Source organism: Flavobacterium rhamnosi (assembly GCF_048286515.1).
GTDB lineage: Bacteria > Bacteroidota > Bacteroidia > Flavobacteriales > Flavobacteriaceae > Flavobacterium.
Genome location: NZ_JBLVPS010000007.1, coordinates 113,141 through 139,629 on the forward strand (window position 1 = coordinate 113,141; position 26,489 = coordinate 139,629).

22 protein-coding genes are annotated in these 26,489 nt (G+C 34.2%); 13 read left to right on the plus strand and 9 right to left on the minus strand.

Features of this window, described 5'->3' with window-relative positions:
* The first annotated feature begins 1 nt into the window (after position 1).
* A complete protein-coding gene (locus ACNQGN_RS08055; RefSeq protein ID WP_073354716.1) occupies positions 2-313 on the plus strand; it encodes a DUF3467 domain-containing protein in 312 nt (103 codons plus the stop codon).
* A 319-nt stretch (positions 314-632) separates the two neighbouring features.
* Positions 633-992 (plus strand): hypothetical protein, encoded by a 360-nt coding sequence (locus ACNQGN_RS08060; protein WP_417987316.1) that lies wholly within the window; start codon positions 633-635, stop codon positions 990-992.
* A gap of 90 nt (positions 993-1,082) precedes the next feature.
* Here the strand turns inward: ACNQGN_RS08060 and ACNQGN_RS08065 are convergent, their stop codons facing one another.
* Together ACNQGN_RS08065 and ACNQGN_RS08070 are read right to left on the minus strand one after the other, a co-directional pair.
* Complete coding sequence (locus ACNQGN_RS08065; protein WP_417987371.1) at positions 1,083-2,672, minus strand: peptide chain release factor 3; 1,590 nt, start codon at positions 2,670-2,672, stop codon at positions 1,083-1,085.
* A gap of 190 nt (positions 2,673-2,862) precedes the next feature.
* Positions 2,863-4,305: an alpha-amylase gene (locus ACNQGN_RS08070; RefSeq protein ID WP_417987317.1), complete on the minus strand. Its 1,443-nt coding sequence runs from the start codon at positions 4,303-4,305 to the stop codon at positions 2,863-2,865.
* Positions 4,306-5,096: 791 nt separating this feature from the next.
* Between ACNQGN_RS08070 and ACNQGN_RS08075 the strand changes: the two genes are divergently transcribed.
* The 3 genes from ACNQGN_RS08075 to ACNQGN_RS08085 all read left to right on the plus strand — a co-directional run bounded on the left by ACNQGN_RS08075 (position 5,097) and on the right by ACNQGN_RS08085 (position 10,101).
* Entirely contained in the window at positions 5,097-6,524 is a 1,428-nt protein-coding gene (locus tag ACNQGN_RS08075; RefSeq protein WP_417987318.1) for a peptidylprolyl isomerase, read from the plus strand.
* Between the two features lie 78 nt (positions 6,525-6,602).
* The gene (locus tag ACNQGN_RS08080) at positions 6,603-7,556 is read left to right on the plus strand and encodes an AAA family ATPase (RefSeq protein WP_417987319.1); all 954 of its coding nucleotides are present in this window, start codon (positions 6,603-6,605) and stop codon (positions 7,554-7,556) included.
* A 277-nt stretch (positions 7,557-7,833) separates the two neighbouring features.
* A complete protein-coding gene (locus ACNQGN_RS08085) occupies positions 7,834-10,101 on the plus strand; it encodes an aconitate hydratase (protein ID WP_417987320.1) in 2,268 nt (755 codons plus the stop codon).
* Positions 10,102-10,166: 65 nt separating this feature from the next.
* Here the strand turns inward: ACNQGN_RS08085 and ACNQGN_RS08090 are convergent, their stop codons facing one another.
* Entirely contained in the window at positions 10,167-11,516 is a 1,350-nt protein-coding gene (locus ACNQGN_RS08090) for a Kelch repeat-containing protein (protein ID WP_417987321.1), read from the minus strand.
* A gap of 627 nt (positions 11,517-12,143) precedes the next feature.
* Between ACNQGN_RS08090 and ACNQGN_RS08095 the strand changes: the two genes are divergently transcribed.
* Positions 12,144-13,661 carry a LysM peptidoglycan-binding domain-containing protein gene (locus ACNQGN_RS08095; protein ID WP_417987322.1) on the plus strand — a complete coding sequence of 506 codons (1,518 nt, stop codon included), beginning with the start codon at positions 12,144-12,146 and terminating at the stop codon, positions 13,659-13,661.
* A 74-nt stretch (positions 13,662-13,735) separates the two neighbouring features.
* Here ACNQGN_RS08095 and ACNQGN_RS08100 read toward each other — a convergent pair whose 3' ends face one another.
* From ACNQGN_RS08100 to ACNQGN_RS08110, 3 genes are read right to left on the minus strand one after another with little or no spacing between them, the layout of a single operon-like run.
* Positions 13,736-14,188, minus strand: coding sequence for a VOC family protein (locus ACNQGN_RS08100; protein ID WP_417987323.1), 453 nt, complete (start codon positions 14,186-14,188; stop codon positions 13,736-13,738).
* A 42-nt stretch (positions 14,189-14,230) separates the two neighbouring features.
* Entirely contained in the window at positions 14,231-15,283 is a 1,053-nt protein-coding gene (locus ACNQGN_RS08105) for a glycosyltransferase family 9 protein (protein ID WP_417987324.1), read from the minus strand.
* A 12-nt stretch (positions 15,284-15,295) separates the two neighbouring features.
* Entirely contained in the window at positions 15,296-15,505 is a 210-nt protein-coding gene (locus tag ACNQGN_RS08110; RefSeq protein ID WP_417987325.1) for a hypothetical protein, read from the minus strand.
* 108 nt (positions 15,506-15,613) lie between these two features.
* Between ACNQGN_RS08110 and ACNQGN_RS08115 the strand changes: the two genes are divergently transcribed.
* A complete protein-coding gene (locus tag ACNQGN_RS08115) occupies positions 15,614-15,841 on the plus strand; it encodes a CDGSH iron-sulfur domain-containing protein (RefSeq protein ID WP_417987326.1) in 228 nt (75 codons plus the stop codon).
* A gap of 491 nt (positions 15,842-16,332) precedes the next feature.
* Positions 16,333-17,742: an APC family permease gene (locus ACNQGN_RS08120; RefSeq protein WP_417987327.1), complete on the plus strand. Its 1,410-nt coding sequence runs from the start codon at positions 16,333-16,335 to the stop codon at positions 17,740-17,742.
* A gap of 275 nt (positions 17,743-18,017) precedes the next feature.
* On the opposite strand, the gene ald is transcribed toward ACNQGN_RS08120, so the two are convergent.
* Positions 18,018-19,142: an alanine dehydrogenase gene (ald, locus tag ACNQGN_RS08125; RefSeq protein WP_417987328.1), complete on the minus strand. Its 1,125-nt coding sequence runs from the start codon at positions 19,140-19,142 to the stop codon at positions 18,018-18,020.
* 201 nt (positions 19,143-19,343) lie between these two features.
* On the opposite strand from ald, the gene ACNQGN_RS08130 reads away from it, so the two are divergent.
* Complete coding sequence (locus tag ACNQGN_RS08130; protein WP_417987329.1) at positions 19,344-19,802, plus strand: Lrp/AsnC family transcriptional regulator; 459 nt, start codon at positions 19,344-19,346, stop codon at positions 19,800-19,802.
* A 131-nt stretch (positions 19,803-19,933) separates the two neighbouring features.
* On the opposite strand, the gene ACNQGN_RS08135 is transcribed toward ACNQGN_RS08130, so the two are convergent.
* Together ACNQGN_RS08135 and ACNQGN_RS08140 are read right to left on the minus strand one after the other, a co-directional pair.
* Positions 19,934-21,376, minus strand: a complete 1,443-nt coding sequence (locus ACNQGN_RS08135; RefSeq protein ID WP_417987330.1) for a glyceraldehyde-3-phosphate dehydrogenase — start codon at positions 21,374-21,376, stop codon at positions 19,934-19,936.
* A 152-nt stretch (positions 21,377-21,528) separates the two neighbouring features.
* On the minus strand, positions 21,529-22,929 hold the full coding sequence (locus ACNQGN_RS08140; protein WP_417987372.1) for a trypsin-like peptidase domain-containing protein: 1,401 nt from the start codon (positions 22,927-22,929) through the stop codon (positions 21,529-21,531).
* 136 nt (positions 22,930-23,065) lie between these two features.
* Between ACNQGN_RS08140 and dapF the strand changes: the two genes are divergently transcribed.
* Genes dapF through ACNQGN_RS08160 form a run of 4 tightly spaced genes read left to right on the plus strand, consistent with a single transcriptional unit; the run spans position 23,066 to position 26,415 of the window.
* The gene (gene dapF / locus ACNQGN_RS08145) at positions 23,066-23,848 is read left to right on the plus strand and encodes a diaminopimelate epimerase (RefSeq protein WP_417987373.1); all 783 of its coding nucleotides are present in this window, start codon (positions 23,066-23,068) and stop codon (positions 23,846-23,848) included.
* Positions 23,849-23,879: 31 nt separating this feature from the next.
* The gene (locus ACNQGN_RS08150) at positions 23,880-24,404 is read left to right on the plus strand and encodes a GNAT family N-acetyltransferase (protein ID WP_417987331.1); all 525 of its coding nucleotides are present in this window, start codon (positions 23,880-23,882) and stop codon (positions 24,402-24,404) included.
* A 50-nt stretch (positions 24,405-24,454) separates the two neighbouring features.
* Positions 24,455-25,495 carry an endolytic transglycosylase MltG gene (gene mltG, locus ACNQGN_RS08155; RefSeq protein ID WP_417987332.1) on the plus strand — a complete coding sequence of 347 codons (1,041 nt, stop codon included), beginning with the start codon at positions 24,455-24,457 and terminating at the stop codon, positions 25,493-25,495.
* 2 nt (positions 25,496-25,497) lie between these two features.
* Positions 25,498-26,415, plus strand: coding sequence for a DUF2279 domain-containing protein (locus ACNQGN_RS08160; protein ID WP_417987333.1), 918 nt, complete (start codon positions 25,498-25,500; stop codon positions 26,413-26,415).
* Positions 26,416-26,489: the final 74 nt, after the last annotated feature.

Genomic DNA, 26,489 nt, shown 5'->3' on the forward strand with positions numbered 1-26,489 from the left:
TATGAGCAATTCAAATCAACAACAAGAACAGATTAATATCGAGTTAGACGAAAAAATTGCTGAAGGGATTTATTCCAATTTGGCTATAATAAATCACTCTTCATCAGAGTTTGTTTTAGATTTTGTAAGTATCATGCCTGGTATTCCTAAAGCTAAGGTAAAATCAAGAATTGTCTTGACGCCACAACATGCTAAAAGATTATTGAAAGCAATTGGGGAAAATATTCACCGTTTTGAAGTCGCTCATGGCGAAATCAAAGACACTGAACAAGCGCCCATTCCGCTTAATTTTGGTCCGGCAGGACAAGCATAATATTCTTAAAGAGGCTCCATTTGGAGCCTCTTTTATTTAAGATAAGTATTGATTCGGATACCACTTCTCCTTTTATAGTATAAGCGATTTATTTCATATAGTCCCTACTATCCTTCTTCTAACAAAGAATCTTCCTTTATAAATATTGTGTTAGCCGACTATTAACCCACTATTAAATTTCACATATAAATAACAAATTTGGGCTTTAAACGATTATTAAGGTGCTTTATCGAAAATATTTTTTAATAGAAATTTAATGCTTTAGTTTCGTCTAAGAATAAGAGAAACATCTTATTTAATTTTTAAAAAAAATATAAAAATGAAGTATTTTTCACAACAAGAAGGTAGTAAAAATAGCAGCAATATTTTTGTGTTGTTAGTTATTATTTTATTTTCTAATGTTTCTGTTTTTGGTCAATCAACTGAAAATATTGTGGACGCTAGTGCTACTGAAGTTGTTAGTACTGTAAAACAAGAAAATGTTTCAACAATTTCTTCTTCTAATACTATGAACTTTGTATTATGGTTTATGGGTTCGAAACAAGATCCAAACAATGTGATTTCGACAGAAGGGACAAATACAAAAAAACAAGTGATTACTTCTGGAACGGCTCCAAACCGTTTGTTAATCAAGGCTTTCTTAAAAAAAGCTGTAAGCTTGGAAAGTATGGTTGCTTAATCTTAAATTAATTTCTCAATACAAAAAAGGCTGTCCAAAAAATAAATTTTGCACAGCCTTTTTTTATGTGACTTTTTTGAGATTATAATTTTACTCAAATTCGGAAGTAAAATATAATTTAACATTTGGATATTTATTCTGTGTCATTTGGATGGTGAAATCTGAATCAGCTAAAAACACCAATTGCCCGTATTTATCATGTGCCAAGAATTTTTGTTTAATTCTTCTAAATTCTTTAAACTCATCACTTTTTGGGTCAGTGGGCTTGACCCAACATGCTTTATGGACCGGGAAATTTTCATACGTACATTTTGCGCCGTATTCATGCTCTAAACGATATTGGATAACCTCATATTGGAGCGCACCAACAGTTCCGATGATTTTCCTGTTGTTCATTTCCAGTGTAAATAGTTGTGCAACACCCTCGTCCATCAACTGATCAATTCCTTTGTCAAGTTGTTTGGCTTTCATGGGATCAGCATTATTAATATATCTGAAATGTTCTGGAGAGAAACTTGGGATTCCTTTAAAACTCATGATTTCTCCTTCTGTTAAAGTATCTCCAATTTTGAAATTTCCAGTGTCATGTAAGCCTACAATATCACCGGGATAAGAGATATCTACGATTTCTTTCTTTTCTGCAAAAAAAGCATTTGGACTAGAGAATTTTAAATTCTTTTTTAACCGAACATGATAGTATGGTTTGTTTCTTTCAAAAGTTCCAGAAACGATTTTTATAAAGGCGAGACGGTCTCTGTGTTTTGGATCCATGTTGGCATGGATTTTAAAGACAAATCCAGTCATTTTTTCTTCTTTTGGATCTACTAATCGAGTTTCGGAATCTTTTGGTCTTGGAGAAGGAGCTATTTCAACAAAGCAATCTAAAAGTTCGCGAACACCAAAATTATTTAACGCCGAACCAAAAAATACAGGTTGTAATTTTCCGTCTAAATAATCCTGACGATCAAATTTAGGATATACTTCATCAATTAACTCTAATTCTTCACGTAATTTATAGGCTGGTTTTTCACCAATAATTTTTTCTAATTCCGGATTTTTAACATCTGAGAAAGCAATTGTTTCTTCTATATTTTTGCGGCTGTCACCGCTAAATAAATTGATGTTTTCTTCCCATAAATTATATATTCCTTGGAAGTCATAACCCATTCCTATAGGGAAGCTGAGTGGCGTAACTGTTAAGCCCAGCTTTTGTTCCACTTCATCCATTAAGTCAAAAGCATCTTTTCCCTCTCTGTCTAATTTATTAATGAATACGATAATTGGAATTTTACGCAATCTACAAACAGCCACTAATTTCTCTGTTTGTTCCTCAACACCTTTGGCCACATCAATTACAACAATAACACTGTCAACAGCTGTTAAGGTTCTAAATGTATCCTCGGCAAAATCCTTGTGTCCAGGAGTATCAAGAATGTTTATTTTTTTGTCCTCATAATTAAATGCTAAAACTGAAGTAGAAACCGAAATACCTCTCTGGCGTTCAATTTCCATAAAGTCACTGGTAGCACCTTTTTTGATTTTATTATTTTTTACAGCACCCGCCTCTTGAATCGCGCCACCAAAAAGGAGGAGTTTCTCAGTAAGTGTTGTTTTTCCGGCATCAGGATGTGAGATAATCCCGAAAGTTCTTCTGCGTTGTATTTCTTCTAAAAAGCCCATATTCATTTAAATAGTTTGCAAAAGTACTATTTATAAATGCCAATTAAAAAAATAGTATACTCTTAATTGATTAAGTTAATTTTAAAATATTTTTCTGAAAAATTTTGAATCAAAATTGGAAGTAGTAAATAGGAGGTGTGTGATAAAAAAGACGGCTGTCATTTCTGACAGCCGTTAGATTATTTATTTTTTACATGTTAATCGACCAAACGGAATAGCCATTTGGTGGGCATTGTATTTTCACCCATTGGTCACCTTGTGTTGTCGGAAGCCAAGTTGAATTACCCGTGAAATCTTTAATTTGTGCATTGCTCCAATTTGTCTGAATCCATCTTTCTTGCCAAGTTGATGAGTTGTTAATGTAAACTACTAATCCTGGATTTCCGTTGTAACCATTTCTTCTTGCGATATATTCATCGGTATCAGTATATAATACGGAGGTGGTTCCTGTAGCTTTATTATTGTGGATCCAAATTAGGTTATTCATTTTTGTTTTATTCAACCATTCTTCATAATCGCGGTAAAAAATAGTCGGGTATCCTTCATGTGTTAAAATATATGCATAAGCTAACTCTTTTTTCCATATTTCATCGGTGTCGTGGTTGGAGACGAAAGTAACGGCTTTGTATGGATTTCTTTTCCACATCATGTCGTCATTTAAAAGGTTTAAATTGTTTCCGTCAAATGCATCGTTCATTTTATAATAACAAGCAAAATCAAAAACAGAACTATTGGCATTATTAGCCCACCATTCCAATGTGTTTACATTCGAATCCCAATATTCCCCTACAGAGAAACCGCCTACATTAGCATTCCAGTCGTTGACCACCCAAGGGGCAAAGCCTTTTACATAATCAAATCTCCAGCCGTCGAACTTCATTGTGTTTTTGTAATATTTACCCACGCCATCTGCTCTTTTCCAAAGCCAGTCTTGTACATTTGGCACAACGTGAGCTAAATCTGGGAATCCTCCAAAAGCACCTTCGTCATTATTTCCGTAAGCGTTTTTGTAGAAGTCGGCACTAGTTCTTGGGAATTTTCCTGAAGCTACACCAGTAAAGTTTGTATAGGTTTGAGTTCCTGTAAATGGATTGTTCTCTAATTGTCCTCCACTATTGTGATTGAGTACCATGTCAGCATATACTTGCATGTTTTCGGTATGGACCTTCGTTATCAGAGTTTCTAATTCTGTACGGGAGCCAAATCTGGTTTCTACAGTGCCATTCTGATTGTAATTTCCAAAATCAAAATAATCAGTAGGGTCATATCCCATTGAAAAAGGGCCGTTTTGTGCTTTTGATACAGGAGGAAGCCAGACAGAGCCAATACCTGCATTTGACCAATCAGTTATTTTAGTAGTAAGGGTGTTCCACCAGTTTCCACCTGCAGGGACATCCCAGTAGAAAGCCTGCATCATAACGCCTCCTCCAGGATTTGCAACATACCTTCCCGTGGCTGAAGTGGTAGTTTTTCCAGTGCTGAATGGGCGACCGTCGTGGTGAGTAACATCAATTACTTTGAATTGTGACGCTGCTGCAGCGGAATCATTAACCATGTCTTCATTTGAACTACAAGAGTACAAGCCAACAAGTAAAGCAGATAATAGATAGATTTTAAAATTTGGTTTTTTCATAAAATGAATAATTTAGGGTTAGTTAATAGATTTGGTTAATATGAATTAGTAATAGAATGCGATATAGACCTAAGGTTATGTTTCTTTTAATTTTAAATTTTAAATAAAATTCGGTATTATGAAAATAGAAGTAAATGAATTAAAAAATTAGTATAAATTTATTTTTAGATCAATTTTTTATATAAAATGTTACTTTTTTAGCTAATTTATACAAATTCTTACACGACAGGCGTAAGAGTTCTTTTAATTCTTTTCGAAAACGTTGTAGTGTTGACAACTTTTTGAATACGTCCCTAAAAATGAGAAATTTAAGTGGCTTTTAAGGGGTGTGTTTAGTCGCTTCTCGGAATCAAGTATGAAGTACTTTGATGTTTTTAATTCATAGTCAGAGTTTTATCGAAAAAGTGTTGAGGAGTAAATTAGAAGGAAATGATTGAAAAAAAAATAAAAACAGGTTTTTACAAATACCCGTTGGCAATTATTGAAAGAGGATTTTAATGATTCTATTTTGTCTGTAAAGAACAGTTTCTGTCCGATTTACGGAGTTATTAAGGTAATAAATAAATGCGTTTATAAATTTTTGTTAATACTAGTAAGGAAACTTGTATTATGTAATTGAATTGTTATTTTTGTTCGTTTTAAGTTTAAAGAAATGTAAGTAATTGTATTGTAAATTCAATTCATTTCTTGGTTCTTAAAGTGTATATTTGGCCAAAATTAAAATGGTCTCCTCAAAACAGATTTGAAGACAGAAAAATAACGATAGTTTACGATAAAAATAAATTTAAAAAATGCCATTAAAAACAATACAAATGAGATTCATAAATAATAAAATTGCACTTACTTTTTGTCTTATGTTTTTTTTAAGTGCTATTATGAGTGCTCAGGAGATTATAAAAGACAGTGCAGTTGTTACTGTTGTTAAAACTTCATCTAATCAAAAATTGAAAATTGATGGTGTTATTGCTACAGTTGGTGATTACATTATATTAGATTCAGATATTGATAAGTCTTATTTGGAAATTGTAGCCCAACAAGGTTCTATAAAAGATATTACAAGATGTCAGATGTTGGGAAAATTACTTGAGGATAAGCTGTATGCGCATCAAGCGATACAAGACAGTATCAAAGTAACGGATTCTGAAGTAAAAAGTATGATGGACGATCGATTGAACTACATGATAGATCAATTAGGATCCTTGGAGAAAGTGGTAGCGTATTACAAGAAAAATTCTGAGGAAGAATTTAGAACTTATTTCTTTGATATTTTGAAAGAAGGTAAATTGACTTCTGAAATGCAAAAAAAGATTGTCGATGAAGTGGAAATTACGCCTGAAGAAGTACGTAATTTTTTCAAAACAATTCCTGCAGCTGATCTACCTCTTTTTGGCGCAGAAATGGAAGTAGCACAAATCGTGATTACTCCTAAAGTTTCTGATGTGGAGAAACAAAAAGTGATAGACAGACTTAATGGTTTCAAAAAAGAAATTCAAGAAGGTTCCAGCTTTGCTACAAAAGCAGTTTTGTATTCGCAAGATCCGGGTTCAAGATCTAATGGTGGATACTATAAAATGAATCGTAAAACACCATTCGTAAAAGAATTTAAAGATATCGCTTTTAGTCTTGCTGAAGGAGAAATTTCAGCTCCATTTGAAACGGATTTTGGCTATCATATTATATATGTAGAAAAAATAAAAGGGCAGGAAATAGAATTGCGTCATATTTTATTGACACCAGCTGTCTCTGAAGAATCATTGAACGAGGCGAAAGAAAAAATTACTTTAATTCGAAAAAGAATTGTGGATAAGGAGATTACCTTTGGGGATGCAGCGAGAACACTATCTGATGAAAAAGAAACCAGAGCAAACGGTGGAGCACTAATTAACCCAAAAACACAGGATACTCGTTTTGAATTAACAAAAATGGATCCTACTTTGTACAGTCAGGTTTCAAATTTGAAAGAAGGAGAAATTACTGCGCCGTTCATGGAAGATGAGCAAGGAAAGAAAAAATTCAAGTTGGTTACTGTAACTAATAGAATAAATGAACATACAGCAGATTACGCTAAGGATTACATTAAAATTAAAGAATTGGCGTTAAAAGAGAAACAAATCAAAGCTATCGGAAAATGGTTTGATGAGAAAATCAAAGAAACCTACATTAAAATTATTGGAGAATACAGGGATTGTAGTTTTACAAACAACTGGTTAAAAAAATAATTTTTATAAAATAAATAAAAAGAGTTAGCTTTATGAATTCATAACGCTAACTCTTTTTAATTTAAAATACATTTCAAAATGTCTGACGTAGCAGCAATACATAACTTAGTTCAAAAACGAAATGAACTAAAAAACGAAATAGCAAAAATCATTGTAGGACAGGATGAAGTGGTAGATCAAATTTTGCTTTGTATTTTCTCTGGCGGTCATGCTTTGTTAGTAGGAGTTCCCGGATTGGCAAAAACATTAATGGTAAATACTTTGGCGCTAGCCTTAGGTCTTAATTTTAAAAGAATTCAGTTTACTCCGGATTTGATGCCATCGGATATTTTAGGGAGTGAAATATTAGATGAAAGCCGAAGATTTAAATTTATAAAAGGACCAATTTTTTCGAATATTATTCTGGCCGATGAGATTAACCGTACGCCACCCAAAACGCAGGCAGCTTTATTGGAGGCAATGCAGGAACGTTCGGTCACCATTGCAGGGGAAAACTACAAATTAGATTTGCCATATTTTGTTTTGGCAACTCAAAATCCTATAGAACAGGAAGGGACCTATCCTTTGCCCGAAGCACAATTAGACCGATTCATGTTTGCTATAAAACTTGAATATCCTTCTTTTTCAGAAGAAGTTCAAGTAGTAAAACGTACGACTTCAGATATTAATAACACAATAAATCCGTTATTTACGGCACAAGAAATCACTGACTTTCAACATTTGATTCGCAGGATTCCTGTTGCTGATAATGTTATTGAATATGCGGTTACATTGGTAAGTAAAACACGACCGGATAATCCGTTATCTAATGAATTTATAAAGAACTATCTGGATTGGGGAGCTGGTCCGAGAGCCTCGCAAAATTTAATTTTAGCTGCCAAAGCTAATGCCGCTTTCAACGGAAAATTCTCTCCTGATATTGAGGATGTGAAAGCGGTGGCAACTGGAATTTTGCGTCATAGAATCATTAAAAATTACAAAGCTGATGCAGAAGGAATTACAGAAGAAATGATCATCAATAAATTGATATGATCAGTATTTAGCTATTTTAGAAACGTATTATGCGTGAAATAGTGGGATAAGGGCTTATTGATATAACATTCAATTTCGACTTTGTTAAAAAAAAGATGCTATATTGTCGATTGTTTATTATTTGGTATAAAAATCTATTATTTTATTAATTTAATGCAGTGTAAATTATTATTTTGCAATAATAATTTTTCAAAATATGACTTCTATTAAATTCTTTTTAATTCTCGTGTTTAATTCCTAAATTTGCCTTACAAATAACAAACAATTCCTATATATTATGGCTTTTGATATTGAAATGATTAAAAAAGTGTACGACAACATGACAACTCGTGTTGATAAAGCACGTGAGATAGTTGGTCGCCCACTTACTTTAACAGAGAAAATTTTATATAACCACCTTTGGGATGGAACTCCATCTAAAGCTTTTACAAGAGGTGCTGATTATGTTGATTTTGCTCCAGACAGAGTTGCTTGTCAAGATGCAACAGCTCAAATGGCATTATTACAATTTATGCATGCAGGAAAGAAAACAGTTGCTGTGCCTACAACAGTTCACTGTGATCACTTGATCCAGGCAAAAGTTGGAGCTTCAAGTGATTTAGCAGTAGCAAATACACAATCAAAAGAAGTTTTTGATTTTCTTTCTTCAGTTTCTAATAAATATGGAATTGGTTTTTGGAAACCAGGTTCAGGAATTATTCACCAAATCGTTTTGGAGAATTATGCTTTTCCAGGAGGTCTGATGATTGGTACGGATTCACATACAGTAAATGCAGGTGGATTAGGGATGTTAGCTATTGGTGTTGGTGGAGCTGATGCAGTAGATGTAATGTCAGGAATGTCATGGGAATTAAAATTCCCAAAATTAATAGGTGTGAAATTAACTGGAAAACTTTCAGGTTGGACTGCACCAAAAGATGTTATCCTTAAAGTAGCCGATATTCTTACTGTAAAAGGGGGAACAGGTGCTATTGTTGAATATTTCGGAGAAGGAGCTACTTCAATGTCATGTACAGGAAAAGGAACTATTTGTAATATGGGAGCTGAAATTGGAGCTACTACTTCTACATTTGGTTATGACGAGTCTATGAGAAGATATCTTTCTGCAACAGGTCGTCAAGATGTAGTTGATGCTGCTGACAATGTAGCTTCTTACTTAACGGCTGACCCGGAAGTATACGCAAATCCAGAAGCTTATTTTGATCAGGTAATCGAAATTAACCTTTCTGAATTAGAGCCACATATTAATGGTCCTTTTACTCCAGACAGAGGAACTCCGGTTTCTAAAATGAAAGAGGAAGCTGCAGCAAACGGATGGCCTTTGAAAGTAGAGTGGGGATTGATAGGTTCTTGTACCAATTCTTCTTACGAAGACATGGCACGTGCTGCGTCTATCGTGAATCAAGCTGTTGAATTAGGAATTAGCCCAAAAGCTGAATTTGGTATCAACCCAGGTTCTGAGCAAATTAGATATACTATCGAAAGAGATGGAATTATTGCTACTTTTGAAAAAATGGGAACTAAAGTATTTACAAATGCTTGTGGGCCATGTATTGGACAATGGGACAGAGCTGGAGCAGAAAAAGGCGAGAAAAACACTATTGTACACTCTTTCAATCGTAACTTCTCTAAACGTGCTGACGGTAACCCAAATACACACGCTTTTGTAACTTCACCAGAAATGGTTGCTGCATTAGCAATATCGGGTCGTTTAGATTTTAATCCTTTGACAGACACTTTGATTAACGATAATGGTGAAGAGGTAAAATTAAGCGCTCCTTTTGGTGATGAATTACCTAAAAAAGGATTTGCTGTAGAAGATGCAGGTTTTCAAGCGCCGGCTGCCGATGGATCAGGAGTTCAAATCGCTGTAAGCGAAACATCAGATCGTTTGCAATTATTAGCGCCATTCCAGCCATGGGACGGTAAAAATATTTCAGGAGCTAAATTATTGATCAAAGCTTTCGGAAAGTGTACTACAGATCATATTTCTATGGCTGGTCCATGGTTACGTTTCCGTGGTCACTTAGATAATATTTCAAACAATATGTTGATTGGAGCAGTTAATGCTTTTACAGAAAAAACAAATTCAGTTAAAAATCAATTAACGGGAACATATGACGCAGTTCCTGCTGTAGCACGTGCTTACAAAGCAGCTGGAGTCCCATCTATTGTTGTGGGAGATCATAACTATGGCGAAGGTTCTTCTCGTGAACATGCGGCTATGGAACCTCGTTTCTTAGGTGTTCAAGCGGTATTAGTAAAATCATTTGCTCGTATCCACGAAACAAACCTTAAAAAACAAGGTCTTTTAGGATTGACATTTGCGAACGAAGCAGATTACGATAAAATCCAGGAAGATGATGTTATTAACTTTACGGATTTAGTAGATTTTGCTCCAGGAAAACCACTAACAATAGAATTTGTTCATGCTGATGGAACCAAGGATGTTATCTTGGCAAACCACACTTACAACGAAGGGCAAATTGGCTGGTTCGTAGCCGGTTCAGCATTAAATTTAATTGCTGCTGCCAGTAATGCATAAGTAAATTCAATATTTATAGTAAAAACTCTCAAGGTAACTTGGGAGTTTTTTGTTTTATGATTGCTTTATAAAATTTTATACCTACTTGGGTTTGTGTTTTCAAATTCATTGATATCAATGCTGAAAAGATTCGGTGAGGGGTATTTAGAATAGTCGTTTTCAATATAACCACCAAGTAAAAATAATTTGTTATCCGATAGATGCAGTTTAGAGGCTTTCATTGGTAAACTGATTAGGTATTCCTTTAGTTCTTTGGTTTCAATATTGTATGTATATATCCTTTCATTTTCAAAAAAATAGATAGTTGTTTCGTTATAAGCAATTGCAGGTTTTTCCATTCCACGAAATAATTCGCCTTCAGTCTGCCACTTTTCTGTAAGTAGATCAAAACTCTCTATGGTTGACAAGGGTTTCGTATTAAAGCCTCCAATGAGGTAGATTTTGTTTTTAATCAGAACTCCATCAGTTTCTTTCGCTGTAGGCATGTCTGTTAACTGATACCAGTAACCAGAATTTATATTGTAAGAATGGACTTTATTAGAATATACTTTTGCTCCATTATCATTCATTTTTAGTGAGCCTCCCAATACAATTATATTGTCATTATAAGTAAATGAAGAAAAGTCGGCTGCTTGATGAGGGTTGGTGTTGTCAATAGCAATTGATTTTTTATCCATACTAAATACTTCAATTGTATCATCCAAAAATTCAAACTTGCCATTTTTAGATGTTCTTTTACCTCCTATGACATATATTGTGTTGTTGAAGTAATTAAGGTTATGATGCGCTCTTTTTCTAAATTTCAGTGTTGATGTTTCCCAATGATTTGTCTTTATATCATAAACTAGTAGGTCGCCTTTATACGATTGTCCGGAAAACTGAAAACGGAGTTCTCTCAAATAGTCTTCCATAGTTGGATCAGGATTTTCATAAGTTACTTTTTTCCACGCATCAGTTTTAAACGAAGCATCACCCCCGATTATGTAGATTTTGCTGTCTTTTAAAATTGAACCAAAAGAAGACAGTGCATGTTTTAACGGAGTCAATTTTGTAAAGGATAATTTTGCTTTTAGTTTTTTATTAGCGGAAAGTGTAATACCATCTAAATATTCTATATTTTGATCGATAGAAATCAAAAAATTATTTTTTTTTAATTCTGAAAACAAAACCTTTTTTGTTAAATAGCCAACATGAGAAAAGTATAAAGTGTCGTTTTCTTGGAATCCCGTTGAAATGTTTATGTTGAATTCACCTTTTTTATCGGTTACTGAGCTTACATTAAATTTCTTCACAGCTACATTAACATCTTCAATGGGTAGCCTGCTTTTTTGGGCAATCACGATACCTTTTATATTTTGGGCAATCGAAAATACAGGAGAGAGGATTAAGATTAAAATTATTTTTTTAAAAGACATATTTTCATTTAAAAGGTTTTTATAAGTTTAAAATTAATATTATTTTTTCACGTATAGTTGCTTAATTCAATCAAATTTTAGTTCTTTTAGCGCATTTTTTCCTGAGGAAAAATGTGATTCTATACCGGCATTAGGTTCCCGTGGGAACTAGAAATAAAGTACACGAATTTCATTAGATTTCACTATTGTGAAATTAACGGTAGAACCATTTTTATAAAAAATGTAATTTTTTGTTCTAAAAAGCACTGAAAAATGCCGAAAAATAGCTGTTTTGTTTTTTTAAGACGTTAAAATCAAAAAAAATCATTGTTTTTTTAATTTTATAACTTAAATTAGCTTTTTTGTAGATAAATTTTTCAGCGAAGCTTTTTTTGATTGTAAATACAAATCATCACTTCATTAGAATGTTTATTTCCAACGCAACAATACCTTAGGTACGTAATGCGTTACTGTTTAAGAACAAATTCAATTCGATTTTAAAATAAATCCTTCTTGCCCTCTTTTTTACAAAAGAGATAAGAATTTTTTGAATTGAAGTTGAGTAGAAAACCTTAGTGAGATTTAATAATTATATCCCGAAATTACTAAGGGGAATACAATGGGGTAAGTAATTTGAAATAAATGAATATGAGTTTAAGATTTATTGTAACACTGGCTTTTTTTAATACTATTATACTTTTTTCTCAGGAAAGCACTAAGAAACATACCATCGTAAAAGGGGAGACTATTTCAAGTATTGCTGAAAAATATGATGTAAAGCAAAGTGAAATCTTTAAATTAAATCCAAAAGCCAAGAATCTATTAAAACTTAATTCTATAGTATTAATTCCTATCTCTGCTGCAAAAAACACTAATTCTAAAACTAAGATTGCAATAAACAATTCCCAGAAGCAACACGAAGTGCTTGCCAAAGAGACACTATACGGAATCGCAAGACAATACGGAATTACATTAAAAGAATTAAACGAAGCCAATCCAACCTTAGGATCTTCAGGATTGAAAATAGGTCAAAAAATTGACATTCCTGTAAACGCATCTTCAACAGAAATAGCAGTTCTTCTTCCATCAAAAAAAGCGTCAGCAAAAATAGAAATTGATGCTGTTTCCCCAGAGAGTGAAACTGTAAGTGAGACTTCAGAAAAATTTTCAAGAGAAGTACTACCGAAAGAAACTAAGTATTCTATCACCAAACAGTACGGGATTACAATCAGGGAATTTGATAAAGCTAATCCAACAATAGGTGTTAAATCGCTTAGAGTTGGTCAAAAAATCAATATTCCCGGAAATGGATCAGTAGCAACCGAAATGGCTGTTGTTGCGCGACAAAGCAAAGAAGAGACAAAAGAACAGCTTGTGGTTATTCCTAATGAAGCTGCTGTTGTGTCGAAAATTGAAGCAGCAACTGTTCAACCAAAAAATGATTTACTAAAAATAGATTTGGTTGTTATTCCTCAGCCAAATGGGATGAATTCAATACCAGAATTGATCGTTCGGGAAGTGTTGCCGAAAGAAACCAAATATGGTATTGCAAAACAGTACGGAATGACGGTTCAGGAATTGGAAAAACAAAACCCAGAGATTAAGAACTCTCTTCCGGTAGGGTATAGATTAAATATTCGTAAAGACGATTCTTCAAATAATCACCTGGCTTTAAACACTGAAAACAGAGATGAAGCATCTGGAAATTATCACTTCAAAAATACAATTTCCGATAGTAATAATGTAGAAACTGAAAAATTTTCAAGACCAACTTTTAGTAATGAATTCCTAGATCAATTGATAGCACGGGCTTCAGAAAATATAGGCTCGCGATACCGTACAGGAGGCACCTCTAAAGCTGGATTTGATTGTTCCGGTTTGATGTGTACCACTTTTGAAGCTTTTGATATTAAGTTGCCAAGAACCTCACGAGAACAATCTGATTATGGGACTAGAATCAATACTGAAGAGGCTCAAAAAGGGGATTTAATTTTCTTTAAGACCAATGGGAGAAGTCAAATTAATCATGTAGGAATGGTAGTTGAAGTTTGCGAAGGAGAAATTAAATTCATTCATTCTTCAGTGAGTAACGGAGTAATCATCTCCTCTACCAAAGAAAAATATTACGAGAAAAATTTCACTCAAATAAATCGAGTGGTGCAATAATTTAGTGTTTTGACATTAAAAATGAAACTCCCCAGCTATCAGATAGCTGGGGAGTTTCATTTTTAAAGATGTTTTTATTCCACACTATTTACTTCAATCCAATACCCATCAGGGTCTTGAAAATAAATCTGTTTAATGCCATCAGCTCGAATGTTGATTTTATGAAGAATTCCTTGCCAATCTGAATAAACGATTTTTTGATTTTCCAATGTTTTTACCAGTTCATCAAAATTGATGGCTTTAAAAGCAATGTGCACCGCTTTATTTACTGTGACAGGTTCTTTAATTGTAGAAACTAAGTGTAGCTCTTTTCCATCCCCCATGGAAATCCAACGAATGCCTTCTTTTCGGGTGAGGTTGGTGATTTCAGATAGTTTCAAAACGTTTGTGTAAAAATCAACCGAACGATCCAGGTCTTTTACGGAAAGCGCAGCATGATTCATCGTTAAAGAAAAAGAGCTGGTGGCTTGTGCCCCAACTGATCCAGTACATACAAGTGTAAGAAGGAGGAAAAGTATTTTTTTCATGGTTGTTTAATTATGGTTATAGATAAAGAAAACGTAGCTGAATTAGTTGGAGGTAAGAATATGATTGATGATTTTGATACAGTCATTTGTGTTACTACTATTGGTGTTTATGGCTACGCTATTGTTGCTGTATGGCGCATATATGTTATGATTAGCACGTGAAAATAAGCCGACTGTGGGTGTTAGTGAAGCACTGGCCAAATGCATAATACCGCTATCAGCACCAATAAAAATTACGGTATTTGCAATCACAGATCCAATTTCACGAATGTCTTTGCTGTAAAAGGTAGGTGCTTTAAATCCAATTTGTGAAATATTTTCAACCGGTAAAATTTCAATAATATTGTAATTTGGATATTCCGTTTTTAATCGATCGTAAAATTCCTCCCACCAAGACTCTGAATAACATTTGTCATCAGTAGCGTAGGTAAAAATGGAAATAATTTTTTTGCCGTTATTCACTATTTCCTGTACTATTTTTTGACCGTCGGCAATTTCTGCAAGGCTTAGCTTGAGATCTAGTGGAGGAACTGGATTCTTACTGTTTTCAAAACCTAATTTGGTTAAAAAATTTCTAAATTCATATACTGGGTATTTTGCAATGTGCTCATAATCCTTATATTTCAATTGAATGCTTTCGTCAACCTCTCCAAAAAATTTATATTTTGCATTAGCAAATTGAGCAGACAATCTTCCAGATGAAGAACCTTTGTCAACATTTATAACAATATCATAATGTTGTTTTTTGATTTTTATCCAAACCTTAAAATAATCTATTAAATTTTTAAATGGCTTTTTAGGGAGTTCTATAATATAATTGATATTTTCATAATTTTGAAAAACAATTGGAGCTAAGCCTCCTTTTACAAATAGGTCAATTTTACATTGCGGAAAAGAGGCGATTACTTCTTGGACCAGCGGCGTGATCAGTAATAGGTTTCCTAATCGATGATTTGGCCTTGAAATTAAAACTCTTGTAATTTCAATTTTTTGGGTCAAATCAATTTTTTGATTCTTTTGTGAACTGCCAATGTTTTTAGTCAGACCGTGCGTTAAAATCCTTCTGAATACATTTATTTTTTTTAAGATAGTCATGCTTTTGAAATATTATCTGGTATTGAATTCTTCTTTACTTAAAATTAAAAAGGTCGCGGTTATTGTTGCAAAACATAAAATATTCAGACACAACCTAAAATGTACCGTACTTGGCAAATGTACAATATAGATGTAAACCATTTTGTGTATGCTATAAAATAAAAGCGTAACCAGAATTCCTGTTTTGCTGGCTACTATTGCTTTCACATCTAAGTTCTGCATAATATAGAATTAATGTAAATTAGCTCTTTTGCATGATATAAAATCGCTATTTCTAAACTGTCAGGATATATTTTACAATCTTTGGAGTCAAAAAAATTTAACAGCATTATGAGCAAGACAAAACTAATAATTAATCGCAATGGATCTATAAAAATAGAAGGTGATTTCGAAATAATGGATTTTGAAGGCAAACTTTATGGATTAGAGGGCAGAACCGCGTTGGGTCTTTGCCGTTGTGGATTATCATCGAACAAGCCTTTTTGTGATGGTTCCCATCGTAACAATTTTGAACATGAAGCAGCGGCATTTGACTTGCCACCAATGAAAACCAATTAAAGAGAACTGTTTTTTCATTGTAATGTAAAAAATATACTAAGATTGTGTTGGACTGCTTTGTGTTTTGAATGGTGGTTTATAGTTTAAAAGGACGAACGAAAAAAGCTACATATACGTGTAGCTTTTTTCGTTCGTGCTATTTCCTTGTTGTAGCAATATAGAGGGAATTGAATATTGAGCGTAATTCCAATAAGTTATAAAAGTCAGGAAGAGTTCTGTTTGTTTCTGATAGAGTAGTAAATAAGAATAATCTTATAAAAAATTTTACTTTCAAAGTAAACTTCAGGATTATCACATTGTCTTGCGAGAGAGATGAGGCTAGCGTGTGTTAGATAGTTCTATAGATCAGAACTACCAGCAACCAAAGCTGATCTGGAATTTTCACGTAGAGGAGTTCCTTTTATTAATCCTTATAGGCCTCCATTTCTCTGTTTTTTGAAATTTATAAAAAAAGTATATCTTTAGCCAACTAAAACCCAAAACCAAAAAATATGGAAGACCAAAAACCAGAAGATTTTAAAAGAGAGTTAGGATTACTCGATGGGACCATGCTTGTGGTGGGTTCTATGATCGGATCCGGAATATTTATTGTAAGTGCTGATATTGCCAGACAAGTGGGGTCAGCAGGTTGGCTGATTTTGATTTGGCTTATTTCCGGATTGATTACCATTATTGCGGCGGTGAGTTATGGTGAATTGAGTGCCATGTTTCCTAAAGCTGGTGGACAATACGTGTATCTTAAAGAAGCGTATAATAAACTGATTGCCTTTCTCTACGGCTGGAGTTTCTTTGCAGTGATTCAAACGGGAACAATTGCTGCAGTTGGTGTGGGTTTTTCAAAGTTTGCAGCCTATTTGGTTCCGCCTTTAAGTGATGAAAATATTCTGTATGAGATAGGTTCATTCAAGCTTAATGCAGCGCAAATTGTTTCTATAATCACGATTGTTTTACTAACCTATATCAATAGTCGTGGTGTGAAAAACAGTAAAATAATGCAAACAGTTTTGACTATGGTTAAAATTTTATCGCTGTTTGGATTAATAGTTTTTGGTTTTATTCTTGCTGCTAAAGCAGAAATTTGGAATGCTAACTGGACAAATGCCTTTAGTTCCAGAGCCTTTAATACAGAAAGTGGTTCTTGGATGCCAATCGGAGGAACGGCTTTGTTAACCGGGATTTCTGCAGCGATGGTGGGTTCTTTGTTTTCCAGTGATGCTTGGGTGGGAGTTACTTTTATTGCGGGCGAAATTAAAAATCCAAAGCGTAATGTTGGTTTAAGTTTGTTCTTGGGAACTTTCATCGTAACGATTATTTATGTTCTTACCAATTTGATGTACCTCGCCGTAATTCCTTTCGATGAAATTGCTACTGCAAAATCTGATAGAGTAGCGGTTGTGGCTTCCCAATATACTTTTGGCGATATGGGAACAATTATCATTGCAGTGATGATTATGATTTCGACTTTCGCATGTAACAACGGATTGATTATGGCAGGCGCCAGAGTTTATTATACAATGGCAAAAGATGGTTTGTTTTTTAAGAAAGCTGCAGTGCTTAATGACGCCAGTGTTCCGGCATGGGCTTTATGGATACAGTGTGTTTGGGCTTCGCTACTATGTTTGACAGGGAAATACGGAGATTTATTAGATTTTGTAATTATTATTGTATTGATTTTTTACATTTTAACTATCTACGGGATTTTTATTCTTCGCAAGAAAATGCCAGATGCAGAACGACCATACAAAGCATTTGGATATCCCTTTCTTCCATTTTTATATATTATTATAGCGTCAGCAATATGTATTTCCTTATTGTTGACTAAATTCTCAACGTGTGGTTGGGGAGTGTTGATTATGTTAACAGGAATTCCTGTTTATTACATGACAAAACCGAAGGAGTAGTTTACTGATATCTTAGGCTGAACACTAAATACTGTAATTTGATTTCTTGTTTGCTGGTGGGATTAACTGGAAATATTTTTATTTTGTCTGGAGTTCAGTGTGTTTCATTTGCAGCGGAAACCTTTTATAAGCCTGGGGGAGTAAAGATTGCAACGAATAGTCTGATCCCAAGTTTTTACGGAGGGTCACAGCTCAATATAGTTTATAGAATAAAAACAGAAAACCCGTCTTGCAACAAGACGGGTTTTTCTAGTGTAGTAAGCACTTGTTTAATGTTAGTTAACTGCGTTTTCTAACACTAACTCTTCATGAAAAGGTAGATTCCAAGCTTCGGCAACTCCTTTGTAAAGGATTTTTCCATTAGCAATGTTTAATCCTTTTTTCAATTCTTCATTTTCAGCACACGCTTTTTGCCATCCTTTGTTTGCTAATTGCAACGCGTAAGGTAAAGTAGCATTTGTAAGAGCTAATGTAGAAGTATAAGGAACTGCGCCCGGCATATTTGCCACACAGTAATGTACAATATCGTCTATAATAAACGTTGGGTTTTCGTGTGTTGTAGGAGTACAGGTTTCAATGCAACCTCCCTGATCAACAGCTACGTCAACTACTACCGTTCCCGGGCCCATTAATTTTAGCATATCACGAGTAATTAAATGCGGTGCTTTAGCTCCCGGAATTAAAACTGCTCCAATAACTAAATCAGCCGTTGCAATTGCTTCACGGATATTATAATGGTTTGAGATAATAGTGGTAACATTAGCTGGCATAACATCAGACAAATAACGTAAACGTGGTAAGCTTACATCCATAATGGTTACTTGCGCCCCAAATCCTGCAGCCATTTTTGCAGCTTGTGTTCCTACGATTCCACCGCCTAAGATTAAAACTTTAGCAGGAGGAACTCCTGGAACTCCGCCTAAAAGGATTCCTTTACCTTTCAATGGTTTCTCTAAATATTTAGCACCTTCCTGAATTGACATACGACCCGCCACTTCTGACATTGGTACCAATAAAGGCAAGCTACGGTCTGCTTTTTCAACAGTTTCATAAGCCAAACATATTGCGCCACGCTCGATCATAGCATGAGTCAATGGTTCCGATGAAGCAAAGTGAAAATAGGTAAATAATAATTGGTTTTTTTTGATCAAAGGATATTCAGAAGCTATAGGCTCTTTTACTTTAATTATCATTTCAGCAATGCTGTACACGTCTTCTATTGTTGGCAACAACTCAGCTCCAGCTTCAGCATAGGCTTTGTCACTAAAACCACTGTTTTCACCAGCGCTCGCTTGCACATAAACGATATGGCCTTGTTTTTTGAATTCGGCAACACCTGCAGGAGTAAGCGCTACACGGTTTTCGTTATTTTTGATTTCTTTAGGAATTCCGATTATCATAGTGATGTGTTTAAAGGTTTGGTTTTAATTGCATTACAAATTTATGCATAAAGAAAATATTATGGCTATAAGCTATTAAATTAAGAAAATATTAATTTTATTTTGTATTTTAGCATTAAATATTTCTTTATAAATGTTTTTTTATATTTCCAAAAAGAAAAAAAGACTGCATTTATACCTTAAGAAAAAATTAAAAAAAATATGATACTGGACGAAACCGACAAAAAAATCTTACGTCTTCTTCAAGAAGATGCACATTTGACCTTAAAAGATATCGCCAATCAAATCAACCTTTCACTGACACCGGTCCATGACAGAGTAAAGCGTTTGGAAAAAGAAGGCTTTATTGAGAAGTATGTTGCTATTTTGAATAAAAAGAAACTGGGTAAAAATCTGACGGTCTATTGCCAGGTGACACTCGTAAAACAAAATTATGATATCTCAGAAGGATTTAATCAGGCGATTCTAAATATGCCTGAAGTTGTTGAGTGTAATTTTGTTTCTGGAAATTTTGATTATATGTTAAAAATTGTATTGCCAGATATGGAAAGTTATCATTATTTTCATCAAAAAAAATTATCGGTTTTACCGGAGGTTTCTTTGATTAATAGTTTTTTTATTATTGCCGAAGTGAAGAGTACAACCGTTTTGCCACTTTAACTAAATATGTTTAAAAAAAAATCCGTTTCAAAATGAGACGGATTTTCTATTTAATTCAGGTTGGGTTGCTTTCTCTAAAACTAAAAAAAACTAAAAACTAAAAACAGCAACTACAACCTGTAAGCTAAATGCTAGTAATACGTGAAACGTCTTACTTTAGCAATATATTTTGCTAAGCGGATGACTTGATGGCTATAGCCATATTCGTTGTCATACCAAATGTACAAGACGATGTTTTTTCCATCATTTGAAACAATCGTAGCGTTACTGTCGTAAATCGATGGTGCCGAGGTGCCTACGATATCCGAAGAAACCAACTCGTTATTCAGCGAATATTTGATTTGCTCTACCAGCTCCCCTTCCAAAGCATATTTTTTCATGATGGCATTAATTTCCTTAATCGAAGTTGTTCTTGAAACTTCAAGATTCAGAACAACTAGTGAACCGTTAGGAACCGGCACTCTGATTGCATTAGAAGTTAGTTTTCCCTCAAGTGATGGTAATGCTTTTGCAACTGCACTTCCTGCCCCTGTTTCAGTAATTACCATATTCAAAGCAGCTGCTCTACCACGACGGTATTTTTTGTGCATGTTATCGACCAAATTCTGGTCGTTAGTATACGCATGAATGGTTTCTAAATGCCCTTTTACAATGCCTAAAGTATCTTCAACAGCTTTGAGGATTGGTGTTATTGCGTTGGTTGTACAGGAGGCCGCTGAAAAAATGTTGATTTCATCGGGATTGTATTCATTTTGATTAACACCATGAACGATATTTGGAACACCTTTCCCAGGAGCGGTAAGTAAGACTTTATCTACTCCTTTTGAAACTAAATGCCTGCTTAAAGCTTCATGGGTAGTAAAAGCACCAGTATTATCAATCACCAAAGCATTGTCAATTCCATATGAGGTATAATCAATTTCTTCTGGTCCGTTTGCGGTGATAATGTGAACGGTTGTGCCATTAATTATTAAAGCATTGTTTTTTGCGTCAGCTACCACAGAACCTTGAAAATCACCATGAATTGAATCATAACGCAACAATGAAGCTCTTTTTTCCAGCGAAGTCGCGTCATTTTTATCGCGAGTTACAATGGCTCTCAATCGCAATTGATTTCCTTTTCCAGTTTTCGAAAGTAATTCACGTGCTACTAATCTTCCAATTCTACCAAAACCATATAAGACTACATTTTTGGGTTGAATTTCCTCGAACTTTTTGGCATCTTTTAATTTGGCTATTACAAAATGCCTTGTGTCTGGATATTTTTCATCTTCCAAACGATATTCATAAGTAAGTTTGCCAATATCCAGTTTTGAAGGCGGTAAATCCAATTCCAAAACAGCTCTGGCAATTTCTACAGAATCAAATACAGAAATTGGTTTGCTCACAAATTCTCCTGCATAATCATGTAAGTTGATGATTTCGCTTACGTTTTTGTCAATTAGTTGATTTCTAAATAAAACCATTTCAATCGATTTGTCGTACCATAAATCACTGATGATTTTGATCAATTCTACTCCTGCACGTCGTCTGTCGGCTTGAAAAGAAACTTCTTTTTCGTATGTAATGCTCATGTGAAAATTTGTAAAATAAATTATTAATTTTTAAAATTTGCGCAAAATTACCCATTTCAATCGATTTCGTAGCCTATTTTTCAATTTATTTTTAAAATAAAAAAGCCACCTCGGTTTTACAAGATGGCTTTCATTTTTTGAGATTATAAATATCAGATAATAATTTTTATAATTTCTCCGTTTTTATTGATCATTTCAATTCGGATACTTTGATTTTCCTCTTTTTTGTCTAAAAATTTAGATACTGTTTCAATATCTTTAGCCTTTACATTATCGATGCTCAGAATAATATTTCCTTTGAGCTCTTCTTCATATTGCTTCAGATTCGGATTGGTTATGGATCTAATTCTTACACCGTAGTCCAGATTGAATTTCTTTTTGTCAGCCGCATTTATGTTTTCTAATTCCAGTCCTTTGAATTCGGCGCTGAAAAATTCATTTTTACTCAAAATAACTGGTATGATTCTGTTTTTGCCATCTCTTAAAATAGTTACCTGAACCTTATCATTCGGTCTTTTGGTATTTATATAACCGGATAGATCGGCAAAAGTAGCTACATTTTGGTCATCTAATTGGACGATGATATCTCCTTTTTGAAGGCCCGATTTTTCGGCACCGGAATTTTTGGTAACTCTATTGATGTAAAATCCTTGCGTTTGGGAAATACCCAATTCTTTTGAAGCAGTTCCGTTTAATTCCCCACCTTCAACCCCAAGAATACCTCTTTGGACATTACCAAACTCCATAATATCTTCAATGATTTTTCGGGCTATATTTGATGGAACAGCAAAAGAATAACCAACATAAGAACCTGTCATGGAAGAAATCATCGTATTGATTCCAATTAATTCTCCGCGGGTGTTTACCAGTGCGCCACCACTATTTCCCGGATTTACAGCGGCATCCGTTTGTATGAAGGATTGGATTCCACTAGTATCAAGGTTTCGGGCTTTCGCCGAAACAATTCCTGCGGTCACCGTAGATGTCAAGTTATAGGGATTTCCTACTGCCAAAACCCATTCTCCAATTTTCACTGAATCAGAATTGGCGAAAGCGGTATACGATAATTTTTCATCAGCATCTATTTTCAATAGGGCAATGTCCATTTTCGAATCGGTTCCAATGAGTCTGGCTTTGTATGATTTTTTATTATTTAATGTTATTTCAATTTCCGAAGCATCTTTCACCACGTGATTATTAGTAACAATGTAACCGTCTTCAGAAATAATTACGCCGGAACCTGTTCCAACTTGTTCTTGCTGTGATTGTCCTCCATAACCATAGAAATATTCAAGCATTGGGTTACTGACAGTTTTACGGGATACATTTTTTACGTGAACTACTGTGTGAATGGTCTTTTCTGCAGCTTCGGTAAAATCAACATTTTCAGCGGATAGTCCTACGCTTTTTCCATACGAGTCTGAGGCAACTGTTACGATTGGGTTTTTGTTGCGCGAAAAATAGCCGTCATTGTCAAATAATAATTTATAAGAGCCTAATGTCACGGCTCCGCTCAGTAATGATATTGAAAACAGTGTTGAAAATCGTTTCATATTAGAATTCATTTTTAAATTATTTTAAGGTAAAAATAGCGTTAAATTGTTTTTTTGAAAAAGAGTTTAACGCTCTTTAACAATGATTAACATTTCATTAATAGTTCGTACTTTTGTATATCTCAATTCAAAGAAAATGCAAATAGAATTTTATAAATACCAAGGAACAGGAAATGATTTTGTGATGATTGATAATCGTCAGGAAATTTTTCCAAAAGACAATATCCAATTGATAGCCCATTTATGCGACAGACGTTTTGGAATAGGGGCAGACGGACTTATTTTATTAGAAAATGATTCTGAAACCGATTTCAAAATGGTATATTATAATTCGGATGGGAACCAAAGTTCCATGTGTGGGAACGGTGGAAGATGCTTAGTGGCTTTTGCCAAAAAGGTTAACGTAATTCAAAATAGTACAACTTTTATTGCCACAGATGGTTTGCATCATGCGACAATTGCTGACAATGGAATAGTTTCATTACAAATGATAGATGTCACAGATGTAAAAATCACTCCGAATCATGTTTTTCTAAATACTGGTTCGCCACATCATGTGCAGTTGGTTGAGGATTTAGAACATTATAATGTTAAAGAAAACGGAGCTGCTATTCGATACGGTGAATTGTATGGAAAACAAGGGAGCAATATCAATTTTGTAAAACAAGTTGACGCAACTACTTTTTCACTGAGAACCTATGAAAGAGGAGTGGAGGATGAAACTCTTTCCTGTGGAACGGGTGCTACGGCAGCTGCAATTGCGATGAATGCATTAGGGAAAACTAAATCCAACTCTATTGATTTGAATGTTGAAGGAGGAAAATTAGTTGTTTCTTTTGATAAGGATGAAGATAAGTTTACCAATGTTTTCTTGAAAGGGCCTGCTGAATTTGTATTTAAAGGAACGATTGAGATATAACTAAAACCAAAACCAAGAATCTAATACCTAAATGATAACATTAAAAGGAGAAAACATTTATATTCGTGCATTAGAGCCCAATGATTTGGAGTTTGTGTATGCAATAGAAAATGATCAGAGTATTTGGGAAGTTAGCAATACAAACACGCCTTACAGCCGGTTTTTGGTGAGACAATATTTGGAAAATGCACATCAGGATATTTATGAAGCCAAACAATTGCGGTTGGCAATTTGCCAAGATAACGACTTTCCTGCTTTGGGATTAATAGATTTATTCGATTTTGACCCAAAGAATAATAGGGCTGGGGTAGGGATTGTAATTCAAGGTAATGAAAATCGCAATCAGAAAATTGGTTCGGAAGCATTGGGACTATTAATTCAATATGCTTTTCATCATCTTAACCTACATCAATTATATGCAAATATAGGTAGCGAAAATGCAGCTAGTATAGCTCTTTTTACTAAATTTGGATTTGAAAGTATAGGAATAAAAAAAGATTGGAATTTAGTCAATGGCATTTATAAAGATGAAGCTGTTTTTCAATTAATAAAATAATAACACGAACCGTCAGCGAACTGGCGAAGCAATTTTAAAAAATAATTATTTTGAACTTAAAGAAAATTATAACAATCGTATCTGTCGTTTTGATATCCGTATTAATGATTTACGGATTTATTTTGTTGCGTCAAATTTTTTCTGCTAATACAAAATTTTCTGACAAGGAGGTTTATGTATTCATCCCAACAGATTCAGAGTATGATGACGTGAAAAAAATAATTGCTCCTTATATAGAAAACATGAATCGTTTTGAAACGGTTGCAAACAAAAGAGATTATCCTGAAAATGTAAAACCAGGTCGTTTTTTATTCACAAAAGGAATGAATAGTTACGAATTGGTGAAAGCAATGAGAATCAATGTACCGGTAAATTTGGCTTTTAATAATCAGGAGCGGTTAGAGAATTTTGCGGGTCGTGTAGGTTCTCAAATTGAAGCTGACAGTTTATCATTACTCACAACATTTAAAGATTCTCTTTTTTTGAAAGAAAATGGATTTACCGAGGAAAATGTTTTGGCGATGTTCATTCCTAATACCTATGAGATTTATTGGAATACTTCGGCTGAAAAATTTCGCGAAAAAATGATTAAAGAATATAGAAATTTTTGGACTAAAGACCGCGTAGAAAAAGCTAAAAAACAAGGATTAACCCCAATTGAAGCAACTATTCTTGCTTCCATAGTCCACAAAGAATCAGTTAAAAAAGATGAAAGACCCAGAATTGCTGGCGTTTATTTAAATCGTCTAAGAGCTCTAATGCCACTTCAAGCGGATCCAACAGTTATTTATGCCATTAAAAAGAAATCTAATAATTTTGAACAAGTTATCAAAAGAGTCTTTTATAATGATTTAACAATGAGTTCTCCTTACAATACATATATGAATTTAGGCCTTCCTCCAGGACCTATCGCGATGCCTGATATTACTGCACTTGAAGCAGTTTTGAATCCGGAAAAAAATAATTTCATTTATTTCTGTGCGAGTGTGGAACGTTTTGGATATCATGAATTTGCCTCTACTTTAGAAGAGCACAATAAAAACGCCAAAAAATATTCGGATTGGATCAACAGTCAAGGTGTAAAAAGATAGTTTTGAAATTTGAAAAACTGCTTTTTGTATTCCTGTTGTTGGTTGGGTATCAATTTGGTTTTTCGCAAAATACAATTGATAATTTTCTTAAACCGGCAGATTCTTTAAATAAAAAAAGGCAAAAAACCGCTGTACTTTCTGAAGCTATAGTTGCATCAGGAATTTTGGTAGGTTTGAACCAATTATGGTATGCTGATTATCCTAAGTCTGATTTTCATTTTATAAATGATAATTCGGAGTGGCTGCAAATGGATAAAGCAGGACATTCTTTCTCCTCGTATCATTTAGGCAGGTTTGGTGCCGAAATAATGCAATGGAGTGGAGCTAGTAAAAAGGACCAGCTGGTTTACGGAGCTGGTTTGGGATTTGTCTTTCTGACAGCCGTAGAGGTCATGGATGGATATTCCTCGCAATGGGGTGCCTCTTCAGGTGATGTAATCGCGAATGCTTCTGGAACGGCTTTATACGTTTCGCAAGAATTAATCTGGAAAGAACAACGCATAATTCCCAAGTTTTCCTTTCATACAACGCAATATGCTGCTCAAAGACCAGAAGTTCTAGGAACTTCATTTACAGAGCAAATTCTAAAAGATTATAATGGGCAAACCTATTGGCTTTCAGTTAATTTGTACTCCTTCGCTAAAGGCTCTAACATACCAAAATGGTTCAATATTGCATTGGGTTATGGAGCTGACGGGATGATAAGTGGAAATACGCAAAATAGAAGTTCATTTTTGACGCTAAATGCGCAAAGACACAGACAGTTTTACCTAAGTTTTGATGTGGATTTGACAAAAATTGACACCAAATCCCACTTTTTAAAGACTCTTTTTTCAGTTTTAAATGTGGTGAAAATACCAGCTCCAACGATTGAAATGGTGCGCTTCAACGATATTAAATTACACTTAATCTATTTTTAGAAAACTTTAACTGATTGATTATCAGCATTATTATTTTTGTTGTACATTTGCATGTAGAAATTTCTTAACGGGAC